The following is a 23,288-nucleotide window of genomic DNA, read 5'->3' on the forward strand; positions in this document are numbered from 1 at the left end:
TATTTCACATTCGCTTATCCATCGGTTGCGGATTATCAAATGAAATCTTTAACCAAGTTTTTCATGCGTTCAAACCAGCCTTCTTTTTTAACAGAGGTGGTTTTCGAGACTGTTTTTGCCACAGTCTTTTTGTTTTGAGATGTGTGACGATTGCGGATATTCTTATGTACGAATTGAATGATACCAACGCCACTAGTAAAACTCGGATCACGAACACCAATATACTCAGGTGTTGCAATACGAACCGATGTCGCAAGCTCAACTTGAGCTATTGTTAGCATACCTGGCATGGATACGGCTCCACCTGTGAGTACAAACCCACCTGATGCATCCCCATGTCCTAAACGATGTGCTTCTGCGCGAATCAATTGGAAAATCTCTTGCGCGCGAGGCTCAATTATGTTAGCTAAATCAATTTGTGAAAATTCCTTTTCGACATTGCTGCCCATACGCGTTACTTTGAATACCTGATCCGCTGCAGCATCTTCCACAATTGCACACCCATACTTGAGTTTAATGCGATCAGCGATATCCATTTGTGTATGAAGACCATATGCAATATCACTCGTAATGTATTCCCCACCAATGGGTAGAGTTGAGGTCGCAACTAGATTGCCAGATTCAAAGACGGCAAGTGTTGTGGAACCTGCTCCTACTTCTACAAGCACTGTTCCTATATTCTTCTCGTCTTTCGTTAAAGCGAGTTGCCCAGATGCAAGCGACATAAGTATGAGTCCGCCGACGTTTAAATCTGCTTTTTCAACTACTCGTTTTAAATTATGTATGCTTGTCTTCGCTCCGGTTACTATCGTCGCTTCAACTTCAAGTCTGACTCCAATCATTCCTCGGGGGTCCTGTATTCCTTCTTGACCATCCACTAAATACTGCTTCGGCACCACGCCAATAATTTCACGCTCAGGAGGCAATGCGATTACTCTAGCTGCTTGGATAACACGTTCGATGTCATCTTCGCCGATCTCTCTATCCTCATTCTGTACAGCGACTACGCCATGAGATGATTGTAAAGAGATATGATTGCCTGTAATTCCAACATAAACTTCGGATATTGTTATGCCAACCATTCGTTCGGCATGATCAATCGCATTGCGAATGGCTTGTACAGATTGATCAATGTCAACTATAGCCCCTTTTCGAATACCCTCAGACTCAGCTGATCCTACTCCAATTATATTAATGGAGCCGTTAATAACCTCTCCAATAATAGCGCGAACTTTGGATGTACCGATGTCTAAACTCACAATGATGTCATTGCCGCTCAAGCTTTGGCACCTCCTGCACTTAATGTGTTAAAAGAATTCACATCGTAATTCTTGTTGTAATTCAACAAAAGTATCGTATTCCCTCTTTTTTCACAGTTTCTCTTCGTAGTTTTAAAGGACAGCAAATACTTTTTCTGGAATGAATTCCTAGTAAAAGTATTATATCATTACCATTTTATCATTCTTTTCATAGATTGAGTAGTGCTAGTCCTTTTTTTTGCTATTTTTTTAAGACTACGTTAAGACCCTGACATAAATTACATTCACACTCCATCCATCCTGATTAACGGTTAGGTGTGCTTGTTGGAGTTGGTGTTGGTTTTACTGAAGTATGATTCGGTTTCGGGGTAGCATTAGGCGTCTGAGAGGGCGTATTCTGCTTCGCATTCTTATCCTCTTTCACCTGTTCTTTCCCCTGATCTTTGACTGAATCATCCGCTTTAGTTGGTGCTTGAGCCTCTTTATTAGGAGTACCATCTAAATCAGCATGGCTATCGACTTCGAGCAGTGTCAATCTCCTAGAACTCAAGTTATTTTCTTTCAAATTCTGAATGTAAGCATTTAAATACTCCATTTTATCCGGAAAATAGCCGACTGTTGTGATGACTTCATAACCCGATCGTGTGTAAAGCTTGATTTTATCTGGGTAAGCTTCTGTCTGTTCAAATGGCTTAATCTCCGAAATTTCGTAGAGCGCATTCGATGACAAAGTCGCTAACGTCTTGCAAAGCAAGGCTTTATTCGGATCTTCAGCTTTCCAACCTGTTAGGATAGGCTTGTCCACAACAGACAACAAGCCTTGCGTGGAAACGGCTGTACCGTCTGCCAACACAAATTGGGTACTTCCATCTTCACCAAATTGGAAAGCGACTTTCGGATACTCCGTAATCTGGATTTGAATCGTACCTGGGAATTGCTTACTCACATTCACACTAGAAACCATTTTCATATGCTTTAATTTCTCTTCCACAGCACTTGATGAAACACCGAAGAATTGATCGCTTACCTGCACCTCAGAAGCTTTCATGATGTCTTCACTAAGGACAAGTTGATTACCTGTAATCTCAATCTTCGAAACTTTACTAAGTGGTGAACGGAAAAATAGCAACAAAAGTAAAGCCATAAAAAAAAGAACCAAAAAAACAAGCAGCTTGCGCCCTTTTTTTCTAGGCGGCTTAGGGGGTGAAAGGTTCGGCACCGTAGGCATTCGCATTGTTTCTCGCAAAAAAAGACACCTCCGAGGAAGTTTTCACCAAATAACACCTGACTCTATCAGTCTAATCACGCTATTATCGGCAAAAGCTACTCTATTATTTAGTTTTAACGACGAAAAAATCCTTGCATCCCCTTCTGCTGCCAGAAAGGGACTTGGGGATGTTTATCATCTAGTATGAACCCTGTTGATTGACTTCATCATGAATACGGGGTGAGTAGCGACTCATCTTCGCGCCTAATTCAGTAAACATTCGCTCAATACGATCGTATCCCCGGTCAATGTGATGAATTTGCTCCACGATTGTCGTTCCTTGCGCTGCTAAGCCGGCAATGACCAGTGCAGCACCTGCTCGTAAATCGGTAGCTTCTACCGTGGCACCATATAACCTTGGGACGCCTCGGACGAATGCCGAACTTAAGTCCACACGGATGTCAGCTCCCATTCGAGTTAATTCATCAACATGTTTAAATCGACCTTCGAATATCGTTTCTTTCATTACACTAAGACCATCCGCTAAGGATAGTAGTACCATAACTTGCGATTGTAAATCTGTAGGAAACGCCGGATGTGGCGCTGTAACGACTCTTTCAATGGACTTCGGTCGAGTCAATGCGCTTACCTGTATTATATCATCCGAGCAATGGATTTGCACACCAACGCGCCGAAGCACATGGATAAGCGAAGTTAAGTGTTGAGGGCAAACATCTTGCAAGGTAATGCTTCCTCTTGTTGCAGCAGCTGCAACCATGCAAGTGCCTGTTACGATACGATCAGGGATAATCCGGTATGAACAGGGCTGCAGCACGCTAACCCCACGAATGGTAATCGTGTCGGTTCCCGCTCCGATGATGTCAGCTCCCATTTGATTCAGGAAATTTTGCAAATCTTGAATTTCCGGTTCTCTTGCCGCATTCGTAATGACGGTAATGCCTTCTGCCATCACAGCCGCCATCATAATGTTTTCTGTTGCTCCTACGCTTGGGAAGTCAAGGAATATCTCCGCACCTTTGAGACCATCTGTTTGACATTCGATGGTATCGCCTTTCTCATGAATGCGCACACCGAGTGCTTCCAAGCCTTTTAAATGTAAATCAATCTTACGTTCGCCGATGGCACAGCCCCCGGGTTGATACAAACGAACTAAACCGAATCTGGTCAGCAGTGGTCCCATTAGAAAGATGGAAGATCTCATTTGTCTCATGAGTTGTTCGGGAATGTGCGAGGAATGAATAGTAGATGTATGAACTGTAACGACACTGCCCTCCTGCTCGGTTCGACAACCGAGATCACGGAGAATTTGCAGCATGACCCCTATATCTAGCAGCTCCGGAACGTTATGCAAAACATGTGTTCCTTCCGCCATAATACTAGCTGCTAGAATAGGCAGCGCAGCGTTCTTTGCGCCATGGATTCGGATGGTTCCCGATAGAGGTCTCCCGCCTTCGATCACCAACTTCTCCAATGTTTCACCTCCGATTTACTGCTCACCGACCATCAATACTTCAGGTACAAGCTTGATTCCTTTTTGTGTCAAAATCATATCCTGAATTCGAGCGATCAAAGTAAGCACATCTTCGGCTGTCGCATCCCCTGTGTTCACGATGAAATTCGCATGTAAGGACGAAACTTCAGCCCCACCTACTCGCAAACCTTTCAGACCTGCCTCTTCAATCAACTTGGCAGCAAATGTGCCTACTGGATTACGGAATACCGAACCTGCACAAGCAGCAGATAACGGCTGTGTCCGTAAGCGACGGTCTTTATTAGCAGCTAGAGCAGCTGCAATTTCTTTGCGGTCACCAGGTTCAAGCTGGAACACTGCTTCGAGGACGATGCCAGGTTCACGCTGCAATCTGGAATGACGGTAAGCGAATTCGAGGTCACTTCCTTGCAAGATCTTCACCTCACCGGTGGACATGAGCACTTCAGCCTGCTTAAGTATGCGTGACACATCGGAGCTATGTGCTCCTGCGTTCATGTAGACAGCGCCTCCCACTGAACCAGGTATCCCACCTGCAAATTCAAGACCCGTTAAGCCTTCTTTACCTGTCATGACGGATAACTTAATTAAAGAATAAGCCCCACCGGCATACACGAGTGTGTCTTCGAAGTGTAACGTATCTAGCATTTTTCCAAGTTTAATGACAACACCACGAACACCTTTATCCGATACTAACATGTTCGAGCCTTTGCCAATGACCATCCACGGAACCTGATGTTGGTGGAGAATACGCAGCGTTTCGACGAGCTTCTCTTTATTTTCCGGTATTAAGAAGACGTCTGCTGGACCACCAATCTTCCATGTTGTGTAAGGTGCAAGTTTTTCTTGGAAACGAATCTCACAAGCATTCGCTGCTTGCAAGTCAGATATATAGGCGTGCATGGGAACCTCCTTCACAGAACATAAGAACGATATGCCACCAAAACTTAAAGTGTTGCGCTAAGATTTGACTAGCATAAGCTTCGATGTCTGTCACGGTTATAGTGTAGTTTATGTAATATCGAGTAGAGTGTGACAAATGCCCATATGGGCGAGAGGCTAAAGCTTGCGAACAAGCTTATGCATCTCACTTACGACTAGCTTTGCGGAATCGGATTGGCCCATTTTGCGAGAGGCATTCGCCATCTCTTCAATGCGAAACGGTGATCCAGTAATGCGCTGAATGCTTGCTAGAAGCGTATCTGCGTTAAGATCTTTCTCCAAGATCATCTGAGCAGCACCACCATCCACAAGCATGCGAGCGTTGTGCTCTTGATGATTATTCGTCACGTAAGGCGATGGAATGAGAATCGCCGGAATGCCGAGCGATGTAATCTCCGCGAGGAAGGACGCCCCAGCGCGCGACACGATTAGCTTCGTCGCGGCAAGCACTTCCGGCATGTTGTGAATATAAGGCACAACATGTACATTACGCGGCGCAGCGCCATCAGCGCCGCGGATAGCGGCTACGGCAGCCTCATAATGCGGCTGCCCGGTAATAAACAGAAACTGCAGCTGCGGCAGTTTCGTGGCCTGCGAGGCGACGGTAATCATCGCCTCGTTGATCGCTTTCGCTCCCCGCGAGCCGCCTACGACGACGACCAGTTGGTCGTCATCGGCGAGGCCGAGGGAGCGTAGGCCTTGGCGTCGGTCGGCAAGAGCGACCGACGTTGCACGCGGATTGCCGGTGTATACGGCATTCCGCGCTTTAGGGAACCGCGACTCGGTTCCCTTGAAGGACACCGCTACGGTTGAGACGTAGCGACTAAGGAAAGCATTCGTCATCCCCGGGATGACGTTCTGCTCATGCACCATACTCGGGATGCCCAGCTTCGCTGCCGCATAGAGCACGGGTCCGCATACGTAGCCCCCTGTGCCGATCACGACATCCGGTTTAAACTCACGCAGCATTTTCTTCGCATCGCTCACACCACGAAAGAAGCGAGCAATCGTCTTTACATTGTCTAGAGAAAACAGCTTCCGACGGAAGCCAGAAATTTCAACTGCCTCAAAAGGCATAGTAAGCTTGGAGTTCGCGACAATGTCGCGCTCCAAGCCCGAGTTTGTGCCAATATATAAAAATTCGGACTGGGCGTCTTCCTTAACGACTTGTTCTGCAATCGCAAGCGCAGGATAGACGTGACCACCAGTACCTCCTCCACTAAGTACGACGCGCACAGCATTCACCTCGAATAACGGGATATGTTAAGTAAAATGCCTAGAGCGGTTAACATCAAGGTTAAGGACGATCCACCCGCAGAAACAAGCGGTAGTGTAATCCCCGTAACTGGGAACATCCCAATCACAACACCAATGTTAATAATGACCTGCACAGCAATCATCCCAACGATTCCAACTGCAAGCAGCGAACCGAATGTATCTGGCGCAGTAATCGCAACACGCATGCCTCTCCAGACGAGAATTGTAAATAATAATAAGACGAAAGATCCTCCAATAAAACCTAGCTCTTCTGAAATAATAGCAAATATGAAATCCGTCTGCGGTTCAGGCAAGTAGCTGTACTTCTGCCGACTCATACCTAGCCCAAGACCGACAAGTCCACCCGGACCAATGGCAAGCAGAGATTGAATAATCTGGTACCCTTCATCTTTTGGATACTTCCAAGGGTCCATAAATGCCATGATTCGATCCATTCGATACGGAGCAGCAATGATGAGGCCAATAAAGCCGACTACACCTGCCATAGCAAAGTAGGATAAATGGCGAAGTCGTGCCCCCACGATAAAGATCATCAGTACAGCAGTTCCGACGAGTACAGTACCTGTCCCTAAATCGGGCTGCAGCATAATGAGTCCAAAAGCGAGTCCGACAAGCCCAAGAGGCGGTAATAAACCCTTCGTAAACTCCGTAATTTTCGCTTGTTCTTCCGACAACCATTTGGCAAGGAACATAATAATGCCCATCTTGGCAAATTCAGAAGGTTGAATCCCGAATGAGCCTATCCCGATCCATGATCTTGCTCCCCCACGTACTACCCCAACTCCTGGAATTAACACGATAACAAGGAAGACAAAACAGATCAACAAGATAATTTTGGCATATTTTTTCCAAATCCAATAATCCATGTTCATCGTCACGAACATCGCAACCACCCCAAGCACAGCAAAGATAAGCTGACGCTTCAAGTAGTAGTACCAATCTCCAAATTCGTGAAACGCGAGTACAGCTGATGCACTGTACACCATAATAACGCCGATTGTTAATATCAACAAGGTTGTGATCAAGATCCATAAATCTGGAGCAGAGCGAGCTTTACCCATACAACACCTCGTACAATAAGGGTTAAGGCTCTTCTCAGCTAATGGATGCTTCGGTCAGCTTGTCCGGTGCATGTGCTGCCACTTGATAGCTTGGCTGAAAAGAGCCTTTCTACAGGTTATGCACGGACTCCTTAAACATGCTTCCTCTTTGCTCAAAAGACGGAAACATATCCCAAGATGCGCAAGCAGGTGACAATAATACGATGTCGCCTTCTTCAGCAAGCGTCCAAGCTTCCTGTACTGCAAGGTGAATCGCTTCCCTCGCGTCATCCTCATTATCGACTGTTTTGACTGCTGTTAGCCCTGCGAGCTCAGCAACTTTATTGATTTTATTGCGAGTTTGTCCCAATGTGACTAGCCCTTTCACTTGCTTACCCAGTACAGGCAGTAGCTCCATATAATCGGAACCACGATCAAGCCCACCTGCAATAAGTATGATATTGCCTTTGAATGCTTCTACGGATTTAATCGTTGCGACCGCATTCGTTGCCTTTGAGTTGTTGTAGAATTTCACACCTTCAATTTCTTTCACAAACTCAAGACGGTGTTCCACCCCATGGAACTCACGCAGCACCTTTGCAATACTTGCAAAATCTGCACCTGCACGAATCGTGATCGCTGCTGCTGCTAGTGCATTTGCTACATTAAACGAACCGGCAATACCTAATTCATCTTGATGCAAAATAACATGTGTTTCGCCAGCCTCGTCCTTATAGATCAACATACCTGTATCCGCATCAACATACATTCCGTAAGAAAGCTCTACTTCTATCGAAAACGGCAGTATATGCGCGTTTAATGTCGGAATGATTGCTTGACATGCCGCATCATCCCAATTGATGACAGCTGTATCTTCTGCCGTCTGATTCGCAAACAGCTTTACTTTTGAAGCTGTGTAATCTTCCATATCTCCATGGTAGTCCAGATGGGTCTCATACACATTTAATAAACATGCAATACGTGGCTTGAATGTACTAGTCCCTTTCAATTGGAACGAACTCAGTTCAACGACCATCCAATTGTCGGAGTTCGCTTCTTCTGCCACTTCGCATAGTGCACGACCGATATTACCTGCAACAATCGGTTTAAGTCTACTTTCTTCTAATATTTGGCCGACTAGAGTCGTCGTTGTTGTCTTACCATTAGAGCCTGTAATCCCGATCATTGGCGCTGCACATATCGGATACGCCACTTCCACTTCTGTCACAACTTCAATGCCTAATTGCTGAGCTTGCACAATAGGTGGAGCTATGTAAGGGATACCTGGATTTTTAACAAGTAATTTAACATTCTCGTCGATCAAATCATCTGGATGCCCACCACAAATGACCGCAATGCCTAAATCTTCAAGTTCTGCCGCCTCAGGGCTTTGATCCCGATCTTTACGATCGTTTACAACAATACTTGCCCCCATGCGATGAAAAAGCTTAGCCGCAGCAACACCGCTTTTGGCCAAGCCTAGAACAACCACTTTTTCTCCTGCATAATCATGCGGATGCTTCATCTATTACAACACCTCATTAATGTATAATCCACACGCTGCCGCGATAAGTCCAATGGTCCAGAACGTAATGACCACACGCCACTCTGACCATCCTACCAATTCAAAGTGATGATGGATAGGACTCATTTTGAACACACGCTTACCCGTCGTTTTAAAAGAAATGACCTGAATCACTACAGACATTACTTCCATCAAGAATACAAATCCAATAATAGCGAGCAACACTTCTGCTTTCGTTAAAATCGCTGCAGCTACGAGTCCGCCACCAATACCAAGTGATCCTGTATCACCCATGAATACTTTAGCTGGATGCGCATTAAAGACCAAGAATCCAAGAACTGCACCAACCATTGCACTTGCAAAAATCGCAACTTCCGGTTGCGTGTTATTCATCGCAATAATCGTATATGCACCAAATGCAATTGCACTCGTTCCTGCTAACAAGCCATCAAGTCCATCTGTTAAGTTAACAGCATTCGTAGCTCCTAACATGACGAACACCATAATCGGGAAGTAGAACCAACCTAGATTAAACTTAACATCGATAAGTGGAATACTAATCTCTGTGGAATGCCCCATCGATACGAGCAGCACACAGACGATTGCCGATACAAGCAGTTGTCCAATCAGCTTCTGTCTAGCTGTTAAACCGAGTGAACGCTTAAACACGATCTTGATATAATCATCTAAAAATCCGACTAAACCATAACCCAGTGTAGCAATAATCAACACGAAGAATGACATCGTTTTATCAGAGAATTGCAGTGCAGCAATAGATAAAGCAAGCATAATAATAATGCCGCCCATCGTTGGCGTCCCTTGTTTCTTGAGATGCCCTTGCGGACCGTCCTCACGAATGGTCTGACCGAATTTCAACCTGCGCAAAAGCGGGATGAATAAAGGTCCCATAATAATCGATAAGATAAATGCAGTTCCCAAGGTAAATAAAACGACTTTCAATTCCACGATGTGCTCCTCCTAAAAAACCAATGAAAAATAATAAGATTTATAGTAATGATTGTACAACTTGCTCTAGCTTCATTCCTCGTGAACCTTTGACTAACACAACATCGTTTGGCTCTACGATTCCTCTCAAATTTGCAATCAACTCTTCTTTATTCGTAAATTCATGAACAAGCTGATCGGCAAAATTTGCTCTTGCTCCTTCGGCAATATGATGACTTAGAGCACCATATGTGAATACTCCTGCAAGACGTTCAGGCTGTAAGAGTGTACCGATTTGATGATGATATTCTTCTTCATCCGGTCCAAGTTCCAACATATCACCAAGAACAATAAACTTACGATTATATCCATTAAGCTCATGAAGCAGTGTAATCGCCGCTTTCATAGATGCAGGACTCGCATTGTATGCGTCATTAAGTACCGTAAGTCCACTTTGAGCTTGTAGCTTCTCAATACGCATACTCGTCATTTGTACTGAAGATAAACCTTCAGTAATCTTCTCATCAGACACACCAAGGGCTTTGGCAACTGCGATTGCAGCCAAAGCATTCGTTACATTATGCGCTCCAAGTAGTGGAATATATAAAGTTGCATTCGCAAGCGTACCTACTTTAAACGAAGTACCGCTTTCTTGCATTTGAATGTGCTGTGGATAATACTCATTATCTTCTTGAACACCAAAGCGAATATTATTCATGTTACGAGACTTAGCATTTAGCTCCTCTAGCACTTCTTCAATAAGAGGTTCATCTCCATAATAAATAAATGTACCACCAAGGCGCAATCCTTCAATAATCTCTACTTTTGCTCTTGCAATCTCTTTGCGAGAACCAAGCTGTAGCATATGAGAATCGCCAATCATCGTAATAATTGCAATGTCTGGTTCAGCAAGCTTAGACAGCAATTCAATCTCACCACGATCACTCATCCCCATCTCAAGAACCGCTACTTCTGTATCTTCTTTAAGGGATAATAAGGTCATCGGTACACCAAAGTGATTGTTTAAATTGCCAATTGTCTTATGTACGTTAAACGACGTACTCAGAACAGATGCCACTAGATCCTTTGTCGTCGTCTTGCCATTACTGCCAGTAATACCAACAATCTTGACATTCAGCTGATTGCGATAGCTGTTAGCAAGCTGCTGCATCGCCTGTAACGTATCCTCAACAAAGATCAAATTACAATCTGCTGGTGGATTCGCATGATCGTTCTGCCAAAATGAAGCAACTGCTCCTTTGGCTATAGCATCTTTGACGTAATAATGACCGTCAAAGTTCGCACCAATGAGCGGAATGTATAAGACACCCGGCTCAATCGTGCGTGTATCTGTTGAGAAACCATTTATACGCAAGTCAGGCTCAACATTTGTTGCTGACCCGCCTGACATGTTCACGATTTCACTTAATGTACGATTTATCATTAGACTTTGCTCCTTATCGCTTCTCTTGCAATCACGCGATCGTCAAAATCATGTTTGACTCCGTTGATATCCTGATAAGTCTCATGTCCTTTACCCGCTATCAATACTACATCTTTGGGGCCTGCCTCGGCAATAGCCTTCTGTATCGCCGCTTTGCGATCCACAATTAACTCATACTGATCGGAGGATAAGTTCGCATCCATTAGCCCTGGAACGATATCAGCCAATATCTGATTGGGGTCCTCAGTCCGAGGATTATCCGATGTTACATACAAATAATCGCTTAATTCAGCTGTTACTTTCCCCATAATCGGACGCTTCTTCCGATCACGATCGCCGCCACAACCGAACACCGTGATGACTTTGCCTTCCGCAAATTCTTGAATCGTAGATAATGCATTTCGCAAGCCGTCAGGTGTATGCGCATAGTCAACGAGTACGGCGAAATCCTGTCCTTGATCAACAACTTCCATCCGACCGTCCACAACACTCACATTCTCTAAGCTATGCTTAATCTCAAGAAGGGGCACACCTTCCACTAAAGTTGAGGCAATCGCACAAAGTGCATTATATACGTTGAATTTACCGACGAGTTTCATGCTGATTTGCGCTTGACCTGCAAACGTATGTACCGTAAATGCAGTACCGCTTGATGTAATGCGAATGTCAGTTGCACGAACATCACAATCGTTATCAATCCCGTACGTAATGACTTGTGCAGCAGTCGCATTGCCCATTTTCTCAGAAGCTGGATCATCTCCATTTAGAATGGCAAATTGGCGTTTCGCCGGATCTGCGCAGAATACGTTATTCATTCGACCAAATAATAACGTCTTCGCAGCAAGGTAATTGTCCATCGTTTTATGATAATCCAGATGATCTTGGGTTAAATTAGTAAACAAGCCTGAGCGGAATTGAATGCCTTTCACACGACCTAATTCTAGTGCGTGGGAAGACACTTCCATAATGCAATAATCCGTATTCACGTCACGCATCAATCGCATGGACTTTTGAATCTCAAGCGCTTCTTTCGTTGTACGTTCCATCTCTGTATACTGGTCACCAATTTTCATCTGAATGGTACCCATGAGACCTGTCTGGTAACCAGCATCACTTAATATTTTTTCAACTAAAAAGCTAGTCGTCGTTTTTCCATTCGTGCCCGTAATTCCAATGACTTTCATCTCTATACTTGGATAGTTATAGTAATGACTTGAAAGAACGGCCATTGCATGGCGCGCATCCTTCACAATCAATTGTGGGACTGAAACATTGAGTAAACGCTCTGTTACAAGTGCTACTGCACCAGCATCGATAACCTTATCGGCATAATCATGTCCATCATGGACAAAGCCTGGAATACAAATAAATAAATCCCCTTGTTTCACTTGACGTGAATCGGTTTGGATGCCATTGATGCATGTTGATGAGTCTCCTATAAGTTGACTAATCACAAGTGTTTGAGCTAATTCCGAGAGTTGCATACCATTCCTCCAAGTTCTAGTGCATGTTATTAAGAATGATTTTTCTTAAAAATATATAGTATATGCACTAGTATGTACATTTTTCCAGCAAAATTAACTTGAATCATTAATTGCTGTTTTGATTAGATAAGTATACACGAATCGTTGACCCACGGTCTACTCTAGTACCAGCTTCTGGCACTTGAGAAATAACGGTATTTCCCTCTCCGGATTTCGCCAAGTTGAAATTTTGATTCAAATTTTCGTAGATGTCTGTAACCGTCATACCTACAAGATTCGGTACTTCGACGATCGGCACCTCATCGAATTTGTAATCTTTCGTCAGCTGATTTTTGCTTGGCTCAATCCCCATATATTTAAGAGAATCTTCCATGATGCTCTTAACAAGAGGAGCGGCAATCAAACCCCCGAATTGCAATCCTTGCGGATTATCTACCGCGGCGTAGACGACAAGTTTCGGATTATCTGCAGGTGCAAATCCAATAAAGGATACAATGTGCTCTGTTGGTGAGTAGCGACCATTCACAACCTTCTGCGCAGTACCTGTCTTGCCACCTACTCGATAGCCATCAATAAACGCATTGCGCCCCGTGCCTTTCGCAACCACACTCTCCAGTGTTTCACGAACTTCCTTCGACGTTTCCTCGCTAATGACGTTACGAACTAGCTCTGGCTCCATCTCTTTAAAGGCTTTTCCCGTTTTTGGATCAATCCATGCTTTACCGATATGTGGTTTAAACAATTTACCACCATTAATTGCAGCCGATACTGCTGCGATCTGTTGAATCGGAGTGACTGAGACCCCTTGTCCGAAAGCAGTTGTTGCAAGTTCAACAGGACCCACTTGAGAAGGCTTGAACAAGATTCCGCTAGCTTCCCCGCCGAGATCAATTCCTGTCTTCTTACCAAAACCGAAACGATTGATGTAATCGAACAATGTATCCTTACCTAATCGCTCACCCATAACGACAAATCCTGGATTACAAGAATTTTCCACAACTTGCAAGAAGGTTTCACTACCATGTCCACCCTTTTTCCAGCAATGTAGCTTCGAACCTGCCACATCGATCACACCAGAGTCATAGAAACGTTCATTCTTCAGATCCACTTTCTTCTCCTGAAGGGCTGCTGCAAGCGTAATAATCTTGAATGTCGACCCTGGTTCATAAGTCATCCAGATCGGTAAATTACGATTAAATAGCTCTGTCGGTGATTCCCGATAATTAGCAGGATCATAAGTTGGACGTGATCCCATTGCCAATATTTCACCATTATTAGGATCCATCACTAGTGCAATCACATTTTGTGCTTGATATTGAACCATTGTCTGATCCATCGCTCGCTCCACAATGGCTTGCAGATGACTGTCCATTGTTAGTTGTAGAGTCATGCCGTCTTTGGGCGGTGTATATTTCTCACTTGAACCTGGCATGGATCTGCCAACAGCATCTGCAAGATAAGAGATGGAACCTTTAATTCCAGTTAGACCATCTTGGTATTTTTTCTCAACACCCGTTAACCCTCCGTCAATCCCCGTTACGCCTAGAATATGCGAAGCTAGGTTCCCTAGTGGGTAGAATCGCTTGCTATCCTCTGCTACGAATATACCAGGTAACTTTAAGTTACGAATCTCCTGCGCTTTCTCTTGCGTAATCTTCCGTCCAGTGGGCGTTACCATGTTGGAAATAGCCCTCTTCGTGATTTGTTTATAAATCGTCTCTTCTGATCCACCGAGAACTGCTGCTAGCTTTGCTGCCGTATCTTTCGCATCTCCTAGCTGTGCAGGGACGGCGAGAATGGAAGGTGTTGTAATGTCATAAGTGAGTTGCGTCCCATTACGATCTACAATATCTCCACGTTTCGCCGCAAATTTAATGTCCCTCCGCCAAGTGTCCTCTGCCATCTTCGAAAGCTCAGACCCTTTCCAGAGCTGCACATAACCTAATCTAAAGAGCAATGCAGCGAATATAACCGTACCAACGATAAGTGAAATGAATAATCGGCGTCTAACTGTCACCCCAGATGCTTTCATGAGTGAAGCCCCTTCCTACATAAGACATGATCGTTTTCTTCATGCCTATTCGGGACAAACAGGGGTTATGACAAGCTTGGACGACAAGCGTCTATTTTTTCGATTTTGGTTTATTTTCTTTGTTCGTTGGAGGCGGTGATGGTGATGGCGAAGGTCTATTCTTAAGTTCCTCTTGTGTCATTAGTTCAAGTACTAATGTTTGTACAGAACCTTCTCCATCTAATCGCTGTGAAGCAACATACCCCTCTCCTGTCACTTTAATATTAATACCGAGGAATGAGGTGATCTCCATCGCCTCACGCAGTGATTTCCCTGCTAGATCAGGTACACTAATCGTATTCGTCGATTGCATCGCCACATACATATGTTCAGATTCCCTAATATCCATACCTGGTCTTGGAAATTGGGTTACTATCTTGTCCCCTTGACCAAATTGTTCGAGTACAATTCCGCTATTCTTTACTGCTTCCTTCGCTTCTGCAAAGGTCATGTTGCTTAAATCTGGTGCCTTGAATTGAAGTGGTTCACTCTTATCCATCTTAATTACAGTTTTCGAAGAGTTCACCCCTAAATATTTCATTGTCTGTGTCATGATTTCTTTAAATGCAACTGGTGCAACTTCCTTCGCTTGATGGTAGTCCTTTACGGCTTCATCGGCAATGACACACATTACGACTTGCGGATCTTCAATTGGAACATAACCACAGAATGATGTGATCCATACATTTTCCGCATATCCCCTTTTACCTTCAATAACCTTATTGGCTGTACCTGTCTTACCTGCAACTCGGAAGCCTTCCATCGCTGCAGTTTTACCCGTACCGTGCTTACCTGTCACGACATTCTCCAAGTAACCGCTCGTTTTCTTAGCTGTCGCTTCAGATACCACTCGACGAATAACTTCTGGTTGGAAGCTTTGCAAAACCTCACCTGTCTTGCTATCTAAGATGTCCTTGACGACATGGGGCTTCATCAAATTACCGCCATTGGCAATAGCCGCAAAAGCCGCAACTTGTTGAACAGTGTTTACCGATACCCCTTGTCCGAAAGTAGAACGTGCAAAGTCAGACGGGTATTTCATCGGTAAAGACCCGCTAACTTCGGAAGGCAAGTCGATATTGGTCTTCACACCGAAACCAAATTTTAACATGTAGTCTTTCAATTTATCATGTGTCATCTTCTCCGTACCTAATTTAACGAAGGCAACGTTAGAAGAATATTCGAGTCCATCTAAGTACGTGATGCGTCCCCAGCCTACACGATTCCAATCAAATACAGGCTTACCTTGTACTTGAATCGATCCGGATTGAAACTTATCTTCCGGATTAAATACGCCTTCTTCAATTGCACCGGCTAATGTCACAATTTTGTATGTAGAACCGGGTTCGTATTGATCGGAAACCGTTATGTTGTTTAAATCCCCAATATTTTTCACTTTTGAGTATTCATTCGGATTGAAATTCGGGTAAGAAGCCATACCTAAAATTTCCATCGTCTTCGGATCAGCAGCGACCGCGGATATACTTTTTGGCTGCCACTTGTCGTACATTTTGCTTAATGCATTTTCCATATAAAATTGGATGTTCTGATCAATGGTTGTACGAACGGTTTTCCCATTCACCGCTGGCTTAAGATCGACCTTGGCATTCATAAATTCAACACCTTTGCCATCGGTTTGCGTCTTTAAGTGACCAGGCACGCCTATTAGCGTATCTTTCATTAGCTTTTCTAAGCCTTGAACGGGCTGATCCTCTTTATTCGTGTAACCAATTACATGAGCGGCAAGCGTTCCACCTGGATAATACCGCTTCTTCTCTTCGGTAATGTCAATTCCTGTATTATCAAGCTTGCGTTTTTGTTTTTTCTGTAATTCCGTAATTAAATTCTGAACTTCATCTCGCTTTTCTCGACTAAGGCGAGAACCTTCTTTGATAGGTACATTTTGTAAGAAAGTTCCATCTTCTTTTTTCTTCGACACAGCTGTGCGTATTCTACTTTCTAATTCCGCACCGCTATCATTCGGATCCTTCAATATGCTCGTTAAACCCTTAACGATGGCATCTCCATGCCCATTCTGATCAATTAACTTTGGATTCACCGAAATGGTGTAAGCTGGAACATCTTCCGCCAGTACTTTTCCATTGCGATCTACAATTGCACCGCGATCTGGTTTTAGTATCTGATTCTCATTCCACTTTTCTTCCGCTTTTTGCTGCCAATCAGACGCCTGAACGACTTGAATCCAATACATTCGTCCTGCTAAACAAAGAAAAAGGAGGGTAAATAGCCCCCCAATTAATAGCGTCCGAATTCGTGTTTTTTTAATCATTACCCCTCACCTCACCTATGGCTTTGTTGTGCCTTGTTTGGCGGGTTTCCCCGTTTTATTCTGGTTAGTCTCAGTTGTTGTCTTAGTTACGTTTGAATGAGATTGACTAAAACCAAGCTCCTCTGCCTTTTGCTGTAGTCTCTCTGGGCTTTGTAATGTTTCTACTTGTTGTTTCAGCGTACTCACTTCAGAATGCAAAGCTTTGATTTGTTGCTGCGTCTTCTTTATGCTCAAGCTTGTTTGATACAATTGTGTGTATCGCCACATAACTAGAACAGAAACAATAGCGATCAAGGCTACACAAGCGAGTCGAGTCAATTTCACCTTTGTTGGGATCGAAGAAACTCTAGGCTGTGTTTTACGTGATGGATAAGTTTGTTGTTGTTTCGTTGTTTTGGTCCGAGTTTTTGGCACTTCTTTGCGCCTTTGCGGGCGTTTTTTCTCATCAAGTGCTAAATTCCCCTGATAATACGCCATTTATCATCTCTCCCCTTTCACAATTCAATATTTAAAGCTTTTCAGCTATTCTTAGTTTCGCCGAACGTGCTCTTTGGTTGTGTTCCAACTCTTCTTCGCTTGGAACAATTGGTTTACGATTAACTAGTTTTAGTACCCCCTCATTCTGACAGACGCATATAGGAAAATCTGGCGGGCATGTACATTTCGCGACATGACTAGCAAAAGCCAATTTGCAAATTCGATCTTCTAGGGAATGGAATGTAATAACAGAAGCTCTGCCCTCTGGTTTTAAGCAACGTATCGTCTGCTCTAATGCATCTTCAAAAGCACCTAATTCGTCATTTACAGCAATACGTAGCGCTTGGAAACTACGCTTAGCTGGATGACCGCCTGTACGGCGTGCCGCTGCCGGTATGCCCTCTTTAATAAGTTCAACAAGTTGACCCGTAGTCTCGATCGGTCCCTTCGCCCGTGCATCCATAATCGCTGACGTAATACGCTTCGCGAACTTTTCTTCTCCATAGGCAAAAAGAATTCGAACAAGCTCACCAGCCGGCCACTCGTTCACAATTTGTTTCGCTGTTAAGTCACTTGTCTGATCCATGCGCATATCAAGCTCAGCATCTTGGTGATAGGAGAAACCACGATCTCCTTCGTCAAGCTGAGGGGAAGATACACCAAGATCGAACAAGACCCCGTCCACTTGCGGTTTGCCTGTTTCCATTGCACGCGGAATCGTCATAAGAATCGACTCTAGCATACGGAAATTAGATTTCACCAATTGTACGCGATCCTCATAGGGAGTCAGTACTTTCTTCGCATTTGCTAATGCCACATCATCTTGATCGATCGAAATAAGAAGTCCATTAGGTCCCAATTTCGATGCAATGAGAGAGCTGTGTCCCGCACCGCCAAGTGTACAATCGACATAAACCCCATTAGGGTTAATATTTAATCCTTCTACTGCTTCTTCTTTAAGAACTGTTATATGATGAAACAAAGTAATGCCTCCTAAAAGCTTTTGTAAAAAGCGTGATGTTATAAGTCAAAATTGAAGTCAACAAGCTTTTCGGCAATTTCATTAAATTCGTTTTGTGATTGCTGAAAATAGTTTTCCCAGATTGCTTTATTCCAAATCTCCACTCGATTGGAAACTCCAATGATAGCACAATCCTTTTCCAATTGCCCGTGTCCAATCAAATTGTTAGGTAAGTTAATACGTCCTTGTTTATCCAATTCACACTCTGTTGCCCCTGAAAAAAAGTAACGTGTGAAAGCCCTGGCGTCAGATTTCATTAAAGATAGAGCTTTAAGCTTTCCTTCGAGTACAGTCCATTCTGTCTGTGGATATACGAATAAACATTGGTCTAAACCTCTAGTGACAATAAAGGATTCGCCGAGAGCTTCACGAAACTTGGCAGGAATAATAATGCGTCCCTTTTCATCAATGGAATGAAGATATTCCCCCATGAACATTTCGCTTGCCCCCCTTTCTCCCACTTTTCACCACTTTAAACCACATTTAAAGTCTTTCGTCATTAAAACAAAAAATCCTGCTTCTGGGAAGCAGGATTGCAAAAAAACATTCTTTAGTCTTATTTGGATAATTTTTAATTATCTTTTTTCGGGTTATTTGGTGCTACTTCAGAGCTATTCGTTTCTCTCTCATCTAATTCTTTGTCATCATTATCTTGTAGACCCTCTATTGGTTCTTCTTGTATTTCTTCTGCTCGGTTTAGAGATACTTCGGATCGATTCTGGTAACGAAGATCCCATTCTTTTCCCTTACGCTTTTGCCGCTTACGAACAAGTATCCAGATTGGAACAAGGATAATAGCAAGGGGAATAAGGGCTGGAATTATAGCCGTCAGGAATACAACTAAGCTTTTAAAGAAAGCTAGAACAGATTTAACAGATGATCCAAAAGCACTCGCAATCTCACCACCAAACGTCTCTTTATTTGGATTCACCGGTGCAGGATTGTTATTCTGATACATCTGAAGCTGAATCGTCGAGTAAGCGACATTCTGATCCAAGTAGTTCTTTCTACCTTTAATGCGTTCTATTTCTTCTTGCACTTTACCCAACTCTGTCGAGTAAGCAAGCAATTCATCGCTTTTCGTAGCTTTTTCCATAAAACTAAGCAAACGTGATTCCACAGTCTGTTTCGCTTTTAATCTAGCTGTCAGATCCACATACTCTTCACTGACGTCTTCCCCTTTGACACTCCGCTGCATGGATGGACTAATCGTCTCCAATTGATCGAGTAGTGGAGCGAATTGCCCTGCTTCAATTTTGATAATAAAACTGCCACTGATCTGGTTGTTTGTTGTGTTCTCTGTAAAATCAAGAATGTAGCCCCCGCTTGCGCTAATCAACTGGCGAAGCTTCTCTTGTGCGCTGCGATAGTCTTTTACAGGCATTTCTAGATTAGCCTTGTAGATAATTTTACGTGATGGATCTTCCTTTGCCTGTGTCGCAAGTGATGTTTTTCCAGCTTCTACAACATTTGCAGTTGCACTGTTGGAATCCGCCATTGCCCCTGAATTCGATTGCACTTGCTTACTTGAAGTGTTGTCCATTGCTCCTTTTGGCGATGAACAGGCAGTAAGAACTAGAAACGCCATCAACACAATTAATCCTTTACTCCATGACACTTTCAACCACCTTTGCATGAATATCGACCCTCTTCTCTATTTATTGGAATACACTTTCCTAGACGCACAGTTTTGGAAAATGTTTCCTAGCTATGAGGATTCGATTAAAAAAATAAAAAACCTGCATTCGCCACACTACGTGGTCAAATACAGGTTATCATGAAAGGATAAGTTCAATTATTGAAAGTGAATTATTCGTGTTCTACCCAAGATTCTAGATATAATTTTTGTTCAGCAGTTAGTGTATCAATTGCGATTCCCAAAGACTCAAGCTTAAAGCGTGCAACCTGCTCATCTAGCTCATAAGGTACATTCACAACTTTCTTTCCTACTTGTTCATATTGCTCATTGATATATTTAAGTCCCATCGCTTGAAGCGCGAACGTCATATCCATAATTTCAGCTGGATGCCCGTCACCTGCCGCCAAATTCACTAAGCGACCTTCTGCAAGTAAATACACTTTACGTCCATCAACAAGCACGAACTCTTCAATATTGCGACGAACAGTGCGTTTGGATGTAGATAATGCTTCAAGCTCAGGCTTGTTGATCTCGACATCAAAGTGACCTGCGTTGGACAAGATCGCTCCGTCCTTCATCACTTTGTAATGCTGACCGCGAATAATGTCACGATTACCCGTAACTGTTACGAAGTAGTCACCCACTTTAGCCGCGTCATCCATGGACATCACTTCAAAACCATCCATATACGCTTCCACTGCGCGGATGGAATCGATCTCCGTAACTACGACTTTTGCACCAAGACCTTTGGCACGCATCGCAACACCTTTACCGCACCAGCCGTAACCAGCAACAACAACCGTTTTTCCTGCTACAACAAGGTTTGTCGTACGATTAATTCCATCGAATACGGATTGACCTGTACCATAACGGTTATCGAATAAATATTTGCAGTACGCATCATTTACCGCAACCATCGGGAATTTCAGGCTGCCCTCTTTTTCCAATGACTTCAAACGTAGAATACCTGTTGTTGTCTCTTCTGCACCACCACGAACGCCTTCTAGAAGGTCCGTACGCTCTGCATGCAGAATCGACACCAAATCTCCACCATCATCAATGATAAGATCAGGCCGTGTTTCTAGTGATTTAATGAGCAATTCTTTGTATTCTTGTGGGTCTGGGTTGTATTTTGCAAAGACTGTAATTCCATCTTCTACGAGTGCTGCGCATACATCATCTTGTGTAGACAGCGGGTTAGAGCCCGTAATCGTAACTTCTGCTCCCCCTGCTTGGATGACTTTTGCCAAATATGCCGTTTTCGCTTCTAAATGAAGAGAAATCGTCACTTTTAAACCTTTGAACGGCAGTTCCTTCTCGAAACTTTCGCGAATCCGATTTAATACTGGCATGTGCGCTTGAACCCAATCAATTTTAAGATGTCCCTCTGGTGCTAGAGCTAAATCTGTGATGATACTGTTTGCTGCACTTGTCATCCCTACATTCCCCCTATACGTATAAAATACGGTGTTCCCCATCAAGTGGAAGGGCAGATGTTACTAAATAATCAATCCATCCGCGTCCAAATTGATTTAAATAGGCAAACACATTATGAACTCGCTCTTGCGGCTTGGCAAAAGGAATCACACTATTTTCAATGCGAGCAAGCTGCCGAAGTGCGACATCATGCTTCATTCGAAAAGCTTCTTCGGTCTTACGTTCATAATAATCGACTTGTGCTGTAATTTTATCCAGGTTGTTATCCCCTAGATCACGCAGCCCATTATTAATCTCAGTCGTTATACCAATCAGTTCTTGATATTCCTCTTCGATGCGTTTACGCACTGCGGCAAACCTCTCGTGGAAACGAACCGTATCTTGGCGATCCAACCATGCAGACTTACGATCAGCGAAACGATAAACCACATCTTCAAATGTTAGTTCATGCTTCTGCATATATTTATCGACTGTTCCGTCCACAATTGTAAATTCGAGGCGAGGCAGCAAGATTGGCATATCCATATCCATGAGTGCAAACGCAGATTTCGTTAACGACCAGTAGGCGATTTCTGCTGAGCCCAATACGGTTGTAAGTACAGGCATTAAGTAATCTTGCATAAGCGGTCGCGTAAATACATTATTACTTAAGCGTTCAGGTGATTTGCGGGCGATCTCCACTAGCTGATCCATCGTGTAAGTACGGGCTTTCTTCTTATCTGTAAAAATGTTCCCATCACGGCGCAGCAGCACCCGCTCTTCTCCTTCAAAAATAAACAGATTCGCTGCATCATCAGCGACTTCTGCTTGCGGGGTATAACCAACTTGACGCACGGTCTGATCGTCCTGCTGAATCGCAGCATTTAGCTCCACATTCTGCTTCACGATTCGCTCAAACATCGGTGCTTCCAGCCTCCGTATTGCGGGATCATCCGCATCAAGAAGGACGAGTCCATGGTGACCAAACAACCATGTCATAATCCGTGCAAAAGCGTCTGGCAGCGTTAGGGACTCGCCTGTACAAAGTAAATCACCTAACTTTGTGTTCAACTCACCTTTGAACTTGCTATCAGGCAATGTGCTTAGCAGTCGCTGCAAAGCGTCCTGCCACTTCTCCGCTTCCAGCGGGAGGCGCGAGACTGCTGTCCGCGGCAGCGGCACGCTGCTGGCTACCCGAATACGATCAACGCGAGGTTCTCGCGCCGCATCGGTGAGGTAATACATATGATTGACTTCGTCCCAATCATGATCCTCCCCAGCAATCCAGAATACAGGGATTGCTGGACGTTCCAGGCGGCGCTCCGCCTCACGCGCCGCTTGCAAGACCGTGACCGCTTTATGGATCACATACAGCGGTCCAGTGAACAGTCCGGCCTGTTGGCCGCCGGACACAACAACGCTATCGAGCTGGCGCAGCCGCTCGATGTTGCTCTGCACCGCCGCGGGGGCACCCGCACGGCGGTTGTAAGCGCCTAGCGCGTCTGCGAGCGCGCTACGATCCACGCGAGCGCCTTCGCGGCGATCTAGCTCCGCCGCGCGCCTCTCCCATGACCCGATGTCTTGCGGGTCATATGTATACAACTCACGTACCTTTTCATAATCATCTATATAATTGCCAGCCAAAGGCTGCACTTTTTTCCATTTCCAATGCTCCAGCCGCATTGCCACTCCTCCTCTATCTAAACAACAGGACTACTTCAAACAATAAAGTCACCTATC

General features: G+C 44.1%; 18 protein-coding genes. All 18 read right to left on the minus strand.

Annotated features, from left to right (window positions below; translation table 11 throughout):
* Positions 1-35: 35 nt before the first annotated feature.
* The 18 genes from ftsA to bshC all read right to left on the minus strand — a co-directional run bounded on the left by ftsA (position 36) and on the right by bshC (position 23,231).
* Positions 36-1,280: a cell division protein FtsA gene (gene ftsA, locus NV379_RS04515; protein ID WP_258206061.1), complete on the minus strand. Its 1,245-nt coding sequence runs from the start codon at positions 1,278-1,280 to the stop codon at positions 36-38.
* A 283-nt stretch (positions 1,281-1,563) separates the two neighbouring features.
* A complete protein-coding gene (locus NV379_RS04520; RefSeq protein WP_258206062.1) occupies positions 1,564-2,403 on the minus strand; it encodes a cell division protein FtsQ/DivIB in 840 nt (279 codons plus the stop codon).
* A 262-nt stretch (positions 2,404-2,665) separates the two neighbouring features.
* Positions 2,666-3,958, minus strand: a complete 1,293-nt coding sequence (gene murA, locus NV379_RS04525; protein ID WP_258206063.1) for a UDP-N-acetylglucosamine 1-carboxyvinyltransferase — start codon at positions 3,956-3,958, stop codon at positions 2,666-2,668.
* Between the two features lie 15 nt (positions 3,959-3,973).
* Positions 3,974-4,879 carry a UDP-N-acetylmuramate dehydrogenase gene (murB, locus tag NV379_RS04530; protein WP_258206064.1) on the minus strand — a complete coding sequence of 302 codons (906 nt, stop codon included), beginning with the start codon at positions 4,877-4,879 and terminating at the stop codon, positions 3,974-3,976.
* Positions 4,880-5,035: 156 nt separating this feature from the next.
* Positions 5,036-6,154 carry an undecaprenyldiphospho-muramoylpentapeptide beta-N-acetylglucosaminyltransferase gene (murG, locus tag NV379_RS04535; RefSeq protein ID WP_258206065.1) on the minus strand — a complete coding sequence of 373 codons (1,119 nt, stop codon included), beginning with the start codon at positions 6,152-6,154 and terminating at the stop codon, positions 5,036-5,038.
* 5 nt (positions 6,155-6,159) lie between these two features.
* Positions 6,160-7,257 (minus strand): stage V sporulation protein E, encoded by a 1,098-nt coding sequence (gene spoVE, locus NV379_RS04540; RefSeq protein WP_258206066.1) that lies wholly within the window; start codon positions 7,255-7,257, stop codon positions 6,160-6,162.
* 109 nt (positions 7,258-7,366) lie between these two features.
* Positions 7,367-8,761, minus strand: a complete 1,395-nt coding sequence (murD, locus tag NV379_RS04545; protein ID WP_258206067.1) for a UDP-N-acetylmuramoyl-L-alanine--D-glutamate ligase — start codon at positions 8,759-8,761, stop codon at positions 7,367-7,369.
* 3 nt (positions 8,762-8,764) lie between these two features.
* Entirely contained in the window at positions 8,765-9,727 is a 963-nt protein-coding gene (gene mraY / locus NV379_RS04550; RefSeq protein ID WP_258206068.1) for a phospho-N-acetylmuramoyl-pentapeptide-transferase, read from the minus strand.
* Between the two features lie 40 nt (positions 9,728-9,767).
* Positions 9,768-11,150: a UDP-N-acetylmuramoyl-tripeptide--D-alanyl-D-alanine ligase gene (locus NV379_RS04555; RefSeq protein WP_258206069.1), complete on the minus strand. Its 1,383-nt coding sequence runs from the start codon at positions 11,148-11,150 to the stop codon at positions 9,768-9,770.
* The gene (locus tag NV379_RS04560) at positions 11,150-12,634 is read right to left on the minus strand and encodes a UDP-N-acetylmuramoyl-L-alanyl-D-glutamate--2,6-diaminopimelate ligase (protein WP_258206070.1); all 1,485 of its coding nucleotides are present in this window, start codon (positions 12,632-12,634) and stop codon (positions 11,150-11,152) included. The genes NV379_RS04555 and NV379_RS04560 overlap by 1 nt, the downstream gene beginning before the upstream one ends.
* A gap of 106 nt (positions 12,635-12,740) precedes the next feature.
* Complete coding sequence (locus NV379_RS04565; protein ID WP_258206071.1) at positions 12,741-14,666, minus strand: stage V sporulation protein D; 1,926 nt, start codon at positions 14,664-14,666, stop codon at positions 12,741-12,743.
* A gap of 91 nt (positions 14,667-14,757) precedes the next feature.
* Positions 14,758-16,995: a penicillin-binding transpeptidase domain-containing protein gene (locus NV379_RS04570; RefSeq protein WP_258206072.1), complete on the minus strand. Its 2,238-nt coding sequence runs from the start codon at positions 16,993-16,995 to the stop codon at positions 14,758-14,760.
* 15 nt (positions 16,996-17,010) lie between these two features.
* The gene (locus NV379_RS04575; RefSeq protein WP_258206073.1) at positions 17,011-17,472 is read right to left on the minus strand and encodes a septum formation initiator family protein; all 462 of its coding nucleotides are present in this window, start codon (positions 17,470-17,472) and stop codon (positions 17,011-17,013) included.
* A gap of 31 nt (positions 17,473-17,503) precedes the next feature.
* Positions 17,504-18,454 (minus strand): 16S rRNA (cytosine(1402)-N(4))-methyltransferase RsmH, encoded by a 951-nt coding sequence (rsmH, locus tag NV379_RS04580; RefSeq protein ID WP_258206074.1) that lies wholly within the window; start codon positions 18,452-18,454, stop codon positions 17,504-17,506.
* Positions 18,455-18,492: 38 nt separating this feature from the next.
* Positions 18,493-18,930, minus strand: coding sequence for a division/cell wall cluster transcriptional repressor MraZ (mraZ, locus tag NV379_RS04585; RefSeq protein WP_258206075.1), 438 nt, complete (start codon positions 18,928-18,930; stop codon positions 18,493-18,495).
* Between the two features lie 134 nt (positions 18,931-19,064).
* The gene (locus NV379_RS04590) at positions 19,065-20,129 is read right to left on the minus strand and encodes a DUF4349 domain-containing protein (RefSeq protein ID WP_258206076.1); all 1,065 of its coding nucleotides are present in this window, start codon (positions 20,127-20,129) and stop codon (positions 19,065-19,067) included.
* A 173-nt stretch (positions 20,130-20,302) separates the two neighbouring features.
* Positions 20,303-21,568 carry an adenosylhomocysteinase gene (locus NV379_RS04595; RefSeq protein ID WP_258206077.1) on the minus strand — a complete coding sequence of 422 codons (1,266 nt, stop codon included), beginning with the start codon at positions 21,566-21,568 and terminating at the stop codon, positions 20,303-20,305.
* A 13-nt stretch (positions 21,569-21,581) separates the two neighbouring features.
* Positions 21,582-23,231, minus strand: a complete 1,650-nt coding sequence (gene bshC / locus NV379_RS04600; protein WP_258206078.1) for a bacillithiol biosynthesis cysteine-adding enzyme BshC — start codon at positions 23,229-23,231, stop codon at positions 21,582-21,584.
* Positions 23,232-23,288: the final 57 nt, after the last annotated feature.

The sequence above is a fragment of the Paenibacillus radicibacter genome, from assembly GCF_024721995.1.
GTDB classification, from domain to species: domain Bacteria; phylum Bacillota; class Bacilli; order Paenibacillales; family NBRC-103111; genus Paenibacillus_AM; species Paenibacillus_AM radicibacter.

Bases quoted from the DNA above. Each gene is read 5' to 3' on its own strand.
- mraZ (WP_258206075.1), bottom strand. From the start codon at position 18,930: ATGTTCATGGGGGAATATCTTCATTCCATTGATGAAAAGGGACGCATT.
- NV379_RS04590 (WP_258206076.1), bottom strand. From the start codon at position 20,129: ATGCAAAGGTGGTTGAAAGTGTCATGGAGTAAAGGATTAATTGTGTTG.
- NV379_RS04560 (WP_258206070.1), bottom strand. From the start codon at position 12,634: ATGCAACTCTCGGAATTAGCTCAAACACTTGTGATTAGTCAACTTATA.
- murD (WP_258206067.1), bottom strand. From the start codon at position 8,761: ATGAAGCATCCGCATGATTATGCAGGAGAAAAAGTGGTTGTTCTAGGC.
- NV379_RS04575 (WP_258206073.1), bottom strand. From the start codon at position 17,472: ATGGCGTATTATCAGGGGAATTTAGCACTTGATGAGAAAAAACGCCCG.
- NV379_RS04565 (WP_258206071.1), bottom strand. From the start codon at position 14,666: ATGAAAGCATCTGGGGTGACAGTTAGACGCCGATTATTCATTTCACTT.
- spoVE (WP_258206066.1), bottom strand. From the start codon at position 7,257: ATGGGTAAAGCTCGCTCTGCTCCAGATTTATGGATCTTGATCACAACC.
- NV379_RS04555 (WP_258206069.1), bottom strand. From the start codon at position 11,150: ATGATAAATCGTACATTAAGTGAAATCGTGAACATGTCAGGCGGGTCA.
- NV379_RS04595 (WP_258206077.1), bottom strand. From the start codon at position 21,568: ATGACAAGTGCAGCAAACAGTATCATCACAGATTTAGCTCTAGCACCA.
- NV379_RS04520 (WP_258206062.1), bottom strand. From the start codon at position 2,403: ATGGCTTTACTTTTGTTGCTATTTTTCCGTTCACCACTTAGTAAAGTT.
- murB (WP_258206064.1), bottom strand. From the start codon at position 4,879: ATGCACGCCTATATATCTGACTTGCAAGCAGCGAATGCTTGTGAGATT.
- bshC (WP_258206078.1), bottom strand. From the start codon at position 23,231: ATGCGGCTGGAGCATTGGAAATGGAAAAAAGTGCAGCCTTTGGCTGGC.
- NV379_RS04570 (WP_258206072.1), bottom strand. From the start codon at position 16,995: ATGATTAAAAAAACACGAATTCGGACGCTATTAATTGGGGGGCTATTT.